We start from the raw sequence: 11,636 nt of genomic DNA, 5'->3' as shown, positions 1-11,636 counted from the left end.
AGGAAGTAAAATTTTGACTTGGTAATTGTAGTCCTGATAATCTCGTAAATCAACTATCTGAAATGAGCATAGATTGGAAAAAAGAAATCAAAAGCTGGGGCATCACAGCCAGCGTAGTTGCATTTTTATACTTCACAGGGCTTTTGCCGGTCATCGTAGGCGGTTTACAATCTGTGCTACTTTCCACGGGGTTGATCAAACCTAAGATTGAAATCCCTGATTTAACTGACCAGCAGTTCGATTATCGTGGTAATTTTTTGACTTTTGACGGTGAGCAAATCAATTTGGAAAGCTATAGAGGAAAAACACTTTTTATCAATCTCTGGGCTTCCTGGTGCGGGCCTTGCCGTGCAGAAATGCCTCATATATCCGAGCTATATAAATCTGTACAAGATCAACCAGATTTAGAGTTCTTAATGATCGGTATTGACAATGACATTAAGAAAAGTGAGGGATTTATCGAAGGAAAAAGTTGGGCCTTCCCTACTGCTCATGCCAGCTACGGACTAAATCAAAGTCTTCAAAGTGAATCCATCCCTACTACTATGGTAGTGAATTCAGCAGGGAAAATCGTCTTCTATCAAGAAGGCATGAGCAATTTCAATACCGATGAGTTTCGGGATTTTTTACTTTCACAGTAAGCTTAATCCTAGCTAAAGGATACTTTCCACTTTTAATCGTTGGCTGACTCAAAGATTTGTCGTAATCTTATTTTTTGACCCAAAATAATATGAAAAAGTACTTCCTGAGCATCCTGCTCACAGTTATCCTATACAATTTCACTTTAGCACAATCCTCCTCAGTTCTTTGGTACACTCAACCAGCAATCGAATGGGAAGAGGGATTACCTGTCGGAAATGGCCGACTTGGAGCGATGATCATGGGTGTGCCTGGACAAGAACATCTACAGCTCAATGAGGATTCTCTATGGCCGGGAGGATATGAGGAATGGGGATTGGCAGATGGCAATAGAGCCGATTTAGACCAAATTAGAGCCTATTTGCTTGCAGGGGAAAACAAAAAAGCTGATTCACTTTTAGTATTGAAATTCTCCAGAAAAGGAGTTACAAGATCTCACCAAACCATGGGCGATCTATGGTTTGACTTTGACCTTAAGGAACCCAAAAAATACAAGCGGAGTCTTGACCTAGAAACAGCCACCGTTCTCACTCAATTCACAAGTGAGGGATTTGAGGTGAGCCAGGAAGTAATCGCTTCAGCTCCTGACGATGCTCTGATCCTCAGATTTAAGACGAATAACCCGAAAGGATTCAATGGCAAAATCACCATGAGTCGACCTTTAGATAATGGCTTCGCGACTGCAAAAACCATCGCGCTCAATGACAAGCAACTCGAGATGTCGGGCATGGTGACCCAGCGTGGTGGACAAATAGATTCCAAACCAACTGAGATTTTGACTGGAGTAAAGTTCCGAACCTTAGTCTTTGCACAGAATCAATCTGGAGATATTTCTACCAGCGATTCCAGCCTAGTGGTATCTGGAGCAACGGAGTTTATCCTCAAGTTGGTATCAGAAACTTCGTTTTACCATGAGGATTTCGAAGAAGAGGCAGATCGTCAACTCGAGAAAATCCAGTTGAAAAGCTGGGGCGAAATTCTTCATGCTCATCAGAAAGACTATGCTTCATGGTTTGATCGCATGAATTTACAACTGGGTACTGATGAGCCTGACAATATTGCTACTGATCAGCGCATTGAACGGGTAAAAAGTGGAGAACTAGATTTGCACTTGGAAAAATTGCTCTTTGATTATGGGAGATACTTATTGATTTCTTCATCGCGGCCAGGCAGCAATCCAGCCAACCTACAGGGGCTTTGGAATCGACATATCGCTGCGCCATGGAATGCTGACTACCATGTCAACATCAATCTTCAGATGAATTATTGGCCAGCTGATGTCACCAATTTAAGTGAAATGAACGAGCCATTATTTGATTTCATCGATGGCTTAATTGAAAATGGAAAAAATGCCGCGCGTCAAAACTTCGATATGGCTGGATCAATGGTCCCTCATACTACTGACCTCTGGCAAGTGTCTTTTCTTCGTGCTGCTACAGCTTACTGGGGAGGTTGGATTGGTGCTGGTGGCTGGATTAGCAGGCATTATTGGGATCATTATTTATTCACCCAAGACAAGAAATTTCTCGAAGACAAAGCCTATCCAGCACTCGAAAATATCTCCGCATTCTATTCTGACTGGCTAGTAGAATATCCATCAGATGGAACTCTAGTCTCCTCTCCTTCTACTTCACCCGAAAATCAATTTTTCAATCCTGAAGGAGAAACTGTCGCTACCACCATGGGAGCGGCGATGGATCAGCAGATCATAGCTGATGTTTTCAACAACTTCCTGAAAGCTTCTGAGATTCTTGGGAAAGAGAGTCCTCTTCGCGCAAAAGTCACCAAACAACTCGAAAACCTTCGTCCTGGAGTTCAGATAGCTGAAGATGGACGAATCCTAGAATGGGACCAGCCTTATGAGGAAGTTGAAAAAGGACACAGACACATGTCTCACTTATATGCCTTCCACCCTGGTGATGCCATTACATTTAGCGAAACCCCAGATGAATTTGCGGCGGTGAGAAAAACCTTAGAATTCCGCTTGGCTAATGGTGGAGCTGGCACTGGTTGGTCTAGGGCCTGGCTGATCAATTTCTCCGCAAGATTACTTGATGGTGAAATGGCTCACGAACACATTCAGAAGCTACTTTCCCAATCTCTTTATCCAAACTTATTTGATGGTCATCCGCCTTTTCAAATCGATGGAAACTTTGGCTATACAGCTGGAATCTCTGAGATGCTTATTCAATCTCATGAAACTGGTTTAATTCGGCTTTTGCCTGCACTACCCAAAGCTTGGGCAAACGGATCTGTGCACGGTTTGAAAGCTAGAGGTAACTATACAGTTGATATGACTTGGCAAGATGGTGAGCTCAAAACTTGTCGAATTCATGCCGGTGAAAATGGAAGAATTAAGGTTCTTTATGATGGGTCAGAGATGGATCTAGATCTGGAAAAAGGACAAAGTTTCGAGGTTGAATTGTAAAGGAATTAAAATTATTCGAAGCATCAATTAGCGGAAAATAACAGCTAATCTTGACGAAAAAGTAATTTTCAGCAATGCTATTCTTACATTCGGCTTATGATCAGGAAGCTTATTACCTTATTTATCTTTACTGTATTTGTATGGCTGATATGGTCCTTTTCAGGGAGAAACACTCCTTTGGAAGAGGGCGAAAGCTACCTATCTGTGGTTGAAGAAATCAATCCTTCTGATTCCTTGAAGCGAAATATCCTAGGAATTCAACCCTACATGGTAGCGACCGACTACTTTGACCAGATCATTTATAAAGAGAAAATTCGACAATATTTAGTAGCTGCAAATGCCAAAGCTTTTATTGGTAATAATACACTAATTATTTATCCAGAGAATATTGGCACATGGCTAGTATTAATCGGTGAAAAACATAGGCTTGCAGCAAAAAAATCCTTAAAAGAAATGATGAAAACTCTGGCGATGAGTAATGCATTTGATTTCTTCCTTGGATACCTCAAGACTGGCAATGAAGCCAATAAAGAATCCTCAGCTATTTTTCGGATGAAAGCCAAAACCATGCTGGCAGCTTATTACAAAACTTTTTCGGAGCTTTCAGCTGAATCAAAAACCTATATTATCGCAGGATCTATTGTTTTACCATCTCCTCGTGTGGTGGATGGTAACATCTATTTGGAACTCGACGGCCCACTTTACAATGCTTCATTCCTATTTGGCCCTGAGGGAAAAGTACTTGGAGACCCTATTTTAAGACCATTTCCTAACTCTGAGCTGGCTAAGGACTCACAAATCACACAAGTTTTCGAATTGCCATTTGGGAAAACTTCCGTCTCAATCTGCAGTAATGAATGGCATAAGAAGCCACATGCCAGTAATGAAAATTATGAGCAAGCAAGTGATTTCATCAGCACATTTTGTACTGGAGAACATGCTATGACTACTACTCAAGATGGGGCCAGCCTAGTGAATAACACAGAGCAACAAGATTCTCAGGACATAGGCAGACTGACAAGCTATGACTCAAATCAAGCTAAAAGTCAAACTACCGCCCCGGCAAACAAAATAGCGACAGTAGGTTTGGAAGTTTTTCTCCATGGAGAACTATGGGATCTTAAGCCAACTGGGAAAGTTCAAGCTATGCTAAACAGTCAAGTACTTCCTGTTACTCCAGCTGTAAAAGGCGGTGTTTGGTCTCTAAATTTCTAGAAAACAGGAATACTCGTTATATTGAAATGAAACAGAGCTTCTTAAGACTTGATTTTGCTGGGATAACCCCCAATTTATAAGCAGTATTTCTACCCATTAGACTATCAGCTACGCTTATTAAAACATTCTAATAACCATGAAAAATCATTTTTACTCAGCAGTGATCGCTGCAGGTTTACTCGCTACGGCTTGTTCACCTTCCAAAAATTCAGATTCAGAGGATCAAACGACACAAAACCCCCAAGAACCTACCGCTGCCACAGAGGCATCTTCCACAGCTCCTGTAGACGCTCCTGCCAAAATCTCTAATCAAAATTTTAGCGCTGGCCAAGAGCTCGATTTGCAAGGTATTAGCCTCTCTATTACGGCTACCAATAATCAACCAACAAATTCACTAGTTCTCACAACAGAAGGCCTTGAGGTAAGCAATGATCCTCAAACCATAGAGATTGCAGGTGGATTTATTAGAGCAGAAGCAGAAGACATGAACTCCGATGGATCACCAGAATTCATTTTGTTTTTCAATAGCTACGATGAAAACCCTGAAGAATTTGCGATCGGATTCTCTGTAAATGACAAAAAATCAATGAGCCGAGTATCTATTCCTCCTTTGGATGCTGAGCAAAAGAAAGGATACCACGGAGGTGGAGATATGGCTATCGTCGAAACCAAATTGATGAGACGCTTCCCTATCTATGAGCAGAATGGTGATACTTGGGTGAAAACTGATAAAATGCGTCAACTTCAATATTCGCTAAAAGAAGGTGAAGCTATGCGTCAATTTGTGGTAGATAAAGTTACAGAATTCTAAGCGACTGAAATTCAAGTTGTCAAACTACCTGATAAAGCTTAAATTACTTCATTACTTAACTCCAACACCATGAAAATATTTCTTAGTGCTAGTATAATTTGCTTGGCTATTTCTCCAGCTTTCTCGCAAGATGCAGTGATTCCTTCCAAGGAAGTTCAAATAAAAACAGCGGTATTGGCCGCTCCTGAAGAGAAACAAAAGGATGCAACAGTTTTGGGATATAGCGAAAGTGGAGAACTAATCGAATTGAGAAAAGGTAGTAATGAAATGATATGCCTTGCAGATGATCCAAATGGCAAAGGATTTAGCGTTTCTTGCTATCAGTCCGACTTAGAGCCATTTATGGAAAGAGGCCGCGAACTAAAAAAAGAAGGGAAATCTTTTCAAGAAATTTTTGATACTAGAGAAGCTGAAGCTAAAAGTGGTAAGCTAAAAATGCCAAAAGATGGTGCTACCCTATTCGCTCTATCTGCCGACGCAGAAAATTTCGATATCACTACAGGAAAAGTATCTGATACTTATTTGAGGTATGTAGTTTATTTGCCTTGGGCTACATCAGAGGTAACAGGGCTCCCCCTAAAACCCAGCGCTCCAGGAATGCCATGGATTATGGATCCAGGTACCCATCGTGCACATATTATGATTACTCCGCCGAAGGATTAATAGGAAAACCCCAAGAGGAGATCTGCCCCCAAAAAGCTATGCACTTATTGGGGGCAAGTCCAAAATCCAGGCCCTGATTTATTATCTGATTTCTAAATGGAATTTCATTTTATTACCTCCCTCAGTTTTCATCAACATCGGAGAAACCATAGCTCCTTCCCTTCCATGGATTTCCACATGGATATCATTCTGATCGACCTCGTTACTTTTCAATAGTCCATGTGTTGGGAAAAAGGCTTTCACTTCTAAGTGGGTTTGACAATTGGCACAGCCCATCACTGACCACCTGCTTAAGACTGCCTCCGTACCAAGGTGTACTTTTTTCCCATTCAAATTGGCAAATGCCGAAACCGTAAAGGAACCTCTTACAGGAGCCTTATTGATTCTAGAAATACGCACCACTGGAGAATTCTCTGTTACCAGTAATGCTTTTGAAGTCAATACCTCAGCTAATGATCCAGCTGAATAAGTATAACCCAGTTGAGATTCTATATTGATCAAATCTTTGGAATTGTAGGGTCTATTGGTCCCGCTTACATCCGAAATTTTGAATGGGTCTAATGGAGAGTCAAGATCCAGCCAAGAATTGGGAGCCGTGCCAGGAGTAGGACCTTGAGAGTCAACAGAATTGGTACCTGGATATCCCGCGATGATATCTAAGTGATCTGTGGAATTATGTCTTTGCTGCCAAAGCCAGAATATCCGATCTACATTGCAATGATGGAAAAAGAATATTGGATCCAGCCCAGCCGTATCATTTTCTCCCATATCACCATTGGCATTTGGGATTGGCGAGCGATTATAGCCAGGCACTTCACACCCGCCGACTGCTAAATGGATATCATTATGCGGAGATTCAAGTGGCGTAATTACCTTACCATTTTCTGGCAAAATAGAATTATATTCCTGTGCCGATGTTGTATTTGAAAAAACAGTGAAATTTGGAGAATCCAAACAGTCTTTGAATTTCTTGGATGTATTGGTAGGAATAACCTTTCCATTCACCATGATACTGCTAGTCAACCAGTCCGTCACATTATCATTTAGGATCCTCACCCTCTCTTCAAAATTGGAGAATCTAGAATTATGTTGGGCTGACTTTGCTCGATCATCCGCTGTCCCTACTAGTCCCGAGAGTGGATAACGAACCGTTTCATACCCTGCTGGCTTACCATAATTTGGATTATCTCCATTGATATTATCAACGATTGCCTGTGGGAATTTGAATGATTTCAGAGGATTATCTTGAAGTTTACCATCAAAGAAAATCTGGTCCTTCGTCAATGACCAAGGAATTCCATTTTTCAGAGACTCGTCACAAGTCTCGTCCCAATACGGCTGCATCACATCTTCACAGCCAGGTATACTTTGCAATGCCTCTTCTAATTTTACTAAATAAGCTCGGTGCCAGGTAGGAAATAATACATTCCCATGATTACAATATCCTCCCCAATAGGTATTATTCCCCCAGCCGGCTCCTCGAAATGGCTCTCCATGAAAACCTCCCAACATAAAAAACGAATGTGGATTAGTAGGTGGCAGGGCCTTGATACCTTGCCATGCAATCAATACTTTCTCCAAAGCATTCGTGTTACCAACTTCATACTCTTTTTCAAGCTCTCTTACTGAGCGTCTAATTCTTAGCGATTTGTTCATGATTTCTATTAAAATGATTGAAGAATTTATTTTCAATTGGAATGGAAATGCTATTCCAAACTGATCCAACTGTAATTAACAAGACTGAAATAATAAGAACTGAGCTAAGCTCAGGCCAAAGTAATTTGGAAGAAATCAACATAAGAACTCCGACCAGGGTAAGTAAAATAGGCAATGGTCCCTTAGATTTATAATTCCTGAATAACAGGAATAAATGAAAAGCGAGCAAAGCCATAAAAACAGGTAACATCCAACTTTGATAGGGCATTCTGCTCAAGCCAAGGCTTCCAAAAACACTCATATATGTAGCCCAGCAAAAAGGGCATTTTGGAAAGAGCGCGATTAACACTGTTAGACATATAGAATAAAGAGATTTTGCTTTGCTCCTACCAGCTCCGGAAGACCTAGTCTTTGTCCCAGCTTTCGTACAACTAGGACATTTATTTTCAGAATTCGCATTCATTGTTTTCTAATAAAAAGTTTGGAAAACTCACCCCGACAAACCTATTAGCTGGGTATTTATAATGCCATTACTTAAAAACTTGAAACAATAAAAGTCAGTAATCTCAAGTTACCACATCACTACTTGTTGTGAATCTGTGCGCACATTGTCCCGAAATAAATTGAATACCGCGGTAAACTCATGGGTATTGCCTGGGAGGTTGTAACTATGGGCATTTGGAAATTCATACAAATATCCGATTCGAAGACGGTTGGTCACTATGCCTATCTGAGCATTGGTTGCATAGTCTATGCGATGCCCTATACCCAACCAGATTCTATCCATCATCAAGGCTTTAATATTAAACTCGATGTTATCATCCTGATCCTTTTGGATGCTATACATCCCATTGACGATCACGGCTAGGTTATTACTCAGCGCTGAGCGATAGCCTGCCTGAAAAATAGAACTCGCTGGGTAACCATCCATAAATTTGTCCCCAGAACTGATCTTGCCACCATTCACTCTATGCATTCCATAGGACAGGTAATAGTTGGCATGCGTCAAAGCGATACCTAGATTAAAGTCTAGCACATTCATATTTGAGAACTGACCGATGTACTGACTCAAAGTCGGATCGTTTTGTTCCTCGGTGGTCAGCTCATTGCCATCCAATCTGATATTTTGGTAATTGACCCCTGCTCCCAGTCGTAGGTTCAGCTTTTCGGTCAGGCGGATTCTACTCGCATAAGCTAGCGTCAGTTCGGTCTCCCGAAATGCTCCGTAGGTATCATGAAGCAGGTTGATCGAGACCGCATTTTTCCCCATCAATGCCGGATCCTCCTCTCCTGCCAGCTCTCCAAAATCCAGTTCAGTACTGAAGAAATAGGTTTTCGGTGCCCCATCCACTCCAGACCACTGGTTCCGTACAAATCCTCTCACCGTCGAGCCCTCATAGCCTGTCAGCCCAGGATTGTAATAGCTCTGGAAAAAGTCGAAACTTGATATGTATTTCCGGGATTGTGCCTGCACCTGAGTCAATGCAAGTCCAGTGAAAAGGAAAATGGCTAGGTATGTTAATCTTTTCATGATGTCGAAGTTCAAAGACTGAAAAATGAAATTTTGATTCGTTTAAAATTTAGTAGTGAGATTGACTATTGATACTAGATTGCATCAATGGCCTATCCCTTTGCTATTGCCTAAGCAGGTTCAGCATTCCTCTACGGACCTCCCCTGTCTCCCCTACTTCTATCACATATAAGTAAGATCCTACTGGCATGGCTTTGCCGTTGAACTGGCCATCCCATTTCAAGTCTGGATTCTCTGTGTAGAAGACTCTTTCTCCACCAAGATTCATCACCGAGATCCTCACGCCAGTATAATAGCGAAGTGCTAGCACTCCCCATGTGTCGTTTGCCCCATCACCATTTGGTGTGAAGGTATTTGACACATCGAGTTGCTCCAATAGCGTTCTAGTTCTGCTGATCTGGAAGCTCTTCTCCAGCACATTGCCTGCTCTGTCGAGCACCGTTAACTTAATCGTGAACGCTGTTCTTCCTGGTGCCTGCTCAGCACTACTCCAGAACAGGATTCCATCGAGCACTTCGAAGTAATCATTGTCCTGTATTCCTGCTGCCAGACTTAGCGTATGCAGCTCATCTGTTGGGTCGATTACCGTAAAGGCTCCGATCTCCTGGAAGTACTGATCTGGGATTCCAATGAAACTATTGGCACTCAGACTCACATCTTCTGGGGCAGGCTTGGCTAGTACAATGATCACCAGATTAGATTGTAATCCCGCTGGATTAAATAATCCTGCTGGAAATACTACAGCTCCCTCATGGTTGTTAATCCCTGAATTAAGTGGATCATAACCACCCAGATCCCAAGTAACAGCCAAGTTGATGAATTCTCCTTTGGCGGTGATGGCGATCACATCTTCAGGAACCTTCAGTTCATCTGCTGCTGTGCCCCAAACTGCCTCTAAGCTTTGTGTTACAAATTCTGTAATGGCTCTGTCTTGTACATAGTCAGGTACTCCATCTCCATCAGCATCAAGAAAATCAGTGTCATTGTTTGGATCTGTCCCCTGCTGCTCTTCTATATAATCTGGCACATCGTCTCCATCTGTATCCACATAATCTCCTGCATCTGTTGGGTCTGTTCCCTGCTGGCCTTCCACATAGTCTGGCACATCATCTCCATCTGTGTCTAAGTAATCCAAAGGATCCTGTAGATCGGTGCCCTGCTCCTGCTCAACATCATCCGGTACGCCATCGCCATCACTGTCTATATTTGGTTCTTCTACAATGCTAAACTCAGCTCCAGTGAAGTCAATCGTATAATTGTTTCCAGCGCCTAAACTTCCTTGGTTGATCAAATAAGTTCCTACATCTTCTCCAGGCTCTCTGGATAATGCCCCGGACAAAATCGCATCGGTATCAGCTCCTTTAAATCCTGTCACATCATAAGTTAAAACAGGTTCAATAGATCCAAACTCTTTACGTTGTCCTTCATCTGCCACCACGGACAAAGTTGCAGGAGTAATACTTAGATCTGCTGTCAATGAAACCTCAGTGAAGTTTGACCCGCTGATCGTGGCAGTCACCACCTGAGATCCTACCTCTGTTCTGCTGTTATTGGCATATGTGACTGAAGTACCAGCTGGAAGTGTACCTGTAATCTCAAGCGATTTGCCTGTTCCATCATATTCAATAGTTCCATCTTCAAATGTCAGTCCTGCAATGTTTGCTGGAAGTACAGTAAGATCTGCCTTCAACACCAAAGTCGAATAATTAGACCCAGAAATGGTTGCTATCGCTTCTTGAGATCCAACTTCTGTTCTAGAATTATCAGTATAAGCTACTGAAGTGCCTGAAGGCAGCGTTCCAGAAATCATCAATGATTTTGCCGTACCATCATACACAAAGCTTCCATTAGCAAGTGTAATTCCTGTAATTGTTGCAGGAGTAATGGTTAAGTCTGCTTTCACAACCAATTGATTGTAATTAGAGCCAGAAATGGTGGCGGTTACTTCTTGAGTTCCCACATCTGTTCTTGAATTTTTAGTATAAGCTACTGAAGTGCCTGAAGGCAGCGTTCCAGAAATCATCAATGATTTTGCCGTACCATCATACACAAAGCTTCCATTAGCAAGTGTAATTCCTGTAATTGTTGCAGGAGTAATGGTTAAGTCTGCTTTCACAACCAATTGATTGTAATTAGAGCCAGAAATGGTAGCGGTTACTTCTTGAGTTCCCACATCTGTTCTGGAATTATTAGTATAAGCTACTGAAGTACCTGAAGGTAGCGTTCCAGAAATCATCAATGATTTGGCTGTACCATCGTAGACAAAGCTTCCACTACTAAAGCCAAGTCCAGGTATGATAGCGGGTGTAACTTCCAAATTAGCTGTCAACACCAAAGTGAAATAATTTGAGCCACTAATCGTAGCGGTCACTTCTTGCAATCCTACATCCGTTCTAGAATTGTTGGTATAAGCAACAGCAGTTCCTACTGGAAGTGTACCCGTAATTGCCAAAGACTTGGCAGTGCCGTCATAGACAAAGTTATCATCCGTAAATGCGACTCCCATGACTGTTGCTGGGGTAATCGTCAGATCGGCTTTCAACTCTAGCATTGTATAATTTGCTCCTGAGATCGTTGCAGTCACTTCCTGAGTCCCTACATCCGTTCTAGAATTGTTGGTATAAGCGACAGCTGTTCCCACTGGAAGTGTGCCTGTAATCGCCAAAGACTTGGAAGTGCCATCATAGACAAAG

Annotated in this window: 8 protein-coding genes; 5 read left to right on the top strand and 3 right to left on the bottom strand. The window is 42.0% G+C overall.

Annotated elements, in window-relative coordinates:
- Window positions 1–68: 68 nt before the first annotated feature.
- From LV85_RS04605 to LV85_RS04585, 5 genes are all read left to right on the top strand, one after another.
- Window positions 69–641 (top strand): TlpA family protein disulfide reductase, encoded by a 573-nt coding sequence (locus LV85_RS04605; RefSeq protein ID WP_111317163.1) that lies wholly within the window; start codon window positions 69–71, stop codon window positions 639–641.
- A gap of 89 nt (window positions 642–730) precedes the next feature.
- A complete protein-coding gene (locus LV85_RS04600) occupies window positions 731–3,067 on the top strand; it encodes a glycoside hydrolase family 95 protein (protein WP_111317011.1) in 2,337 nt (778 codons plus the stop codon).
- A 96-nt stretch (window positions 3,068–3,163) separates the two neighbouring features.
- Window positions 3,164–4,282 (top strand): carbon-nitrogen hydrolase family protein, encoded by a 1,119-nt coding sequence (locus LV85_RS04595; RefSeq protein ID WP_111317010.1) that lies wholly within the window; start codon window positions 3,164–3,166, stop codon window positions 4,280–4,282.
- Between the two features lie 136 nt (window positions 4,283–4,418).
- A complete protein-coding gene (locus LV85_RS04590; RefSeq protein WP_111317009.1) occupies window positions 4,419–5,093 on the top strand; it encodes a hypothetical protein in 675 nt (224 codons plus the stop codon).
- Window positions 5,094–5,162: 69 nt separating this feature from the next.
- Window positions 5,163–5,756 carry a hypothetical protein gene (locus tag LV85_RS04585; RefSeq protein ID WP_111317008.1) on the top strand — a complete coding sequence of 198 codons (594 nt, stop codon included), beginning with the start codon at window positions 5,163–5,165 and terminating at the stop codon, window positions 5,754–5,756.
- Window positions 5,757–5,837: 81 nt separating this feature from the next.
- On the opposite strand, the gene LV85_RS04580 is transcribed toward LV85_RS04585, so the two are convergent.
- From LV85_RS04580 to LV85_RS22030, 3 genes are all read right to left on the bottom strand, one after another.
- Entirely contained in the window at window positions 5,838–7,412 is a 1,575-nt protein-coding gene (locus tag LV85_RS04580) for a tyrosinase family protein (protein WP_111317007.1), read from the bottom strand.
- Between the two features lie 571 nt (window positions 7,413–7,983).
- Window positions 7,984–8,943 carry a PorP/SprF family type IX secretion system membrane protein gene (locus tag LV85_RS04570; RefSeq protein WP_111317005.1) on the bottom strand — a complete coding sequence of 320 codons (960 nt, stop codon included), beginning with the start codon at window positions 8,941–8,943 and terminating at the stop codon, window positions 7,984–7,986.
- A 103-nt stretch (window positions 8,944–9,046) separates the two neighbouring features.
- Window positions 9,047–11,636 (bottom strand): MBG domain-containing protein (locus LV85_RS22030; protein WP_158531141.1); only part of this gene is annotated, 2,590 nt, incomplete at its 5' end.

This window comes from Algoriphagus chordae, assembly GCF_003254055.1.
In the GTDB taxonomy this organism is placed as follows: Bacteria; Bacteroidota; Bacteroidia; order Cytophagales; family Cyclobacteriaceae; genus Algoriphagus; species Algoriphagus chordae.
This window is presented reverse-complemented; position numbering and strand designations above follow the sequence as displayed.

What these genes read in the sequence shown, in the direction of transcription:
- LV85_RS04600 (WP_111317011.1), top strand. Translation starts at nt 731, where the DNA reads ATGAAAAAGTACTTCCTGAGCATCCTGCTCACAGTTATCCTATACAAT.
- LV85_RS04595 (WP_111317010.1), top strand. Translation starts at nt 3,164, where the DNA reads ATGATCAGGAAGCTTATTACCTTATTTATCTTTACTGTATTTGTATGG.
- LV85_RS04590 (WP_111317009.1), top strand. Translation starts at nt 4,419, where the DNA reads ATGAAAAATCATTTTTACTCAGCAGTGATCGCTGCAGGTTTACTCGCT.
- LV85_RS04585 (WP_111317008.1), top strand. Translation starts at nt 5,163, where the DNA reads ATGAAAATATTTCTTAGTGCTAGTATAATTTGCTTGGCTATTTCTCCA.
- LV85_RS04580 (WP_111317007.1), bottom strand. Translation starts at nt 7,412, where the DNA reads ATGAACAAATCGCTAAGAATTAGACGCTCAGTAAGAGAGCTTGAAAAA.
- LV85_RS04570 (WP_111317005.1), bottom strand. Translation starts at nt 8,943, where the DNA reads ATGAAAAGATTAACATACCTAGCCATTTTCCTTTTCACTGGACTTGCA.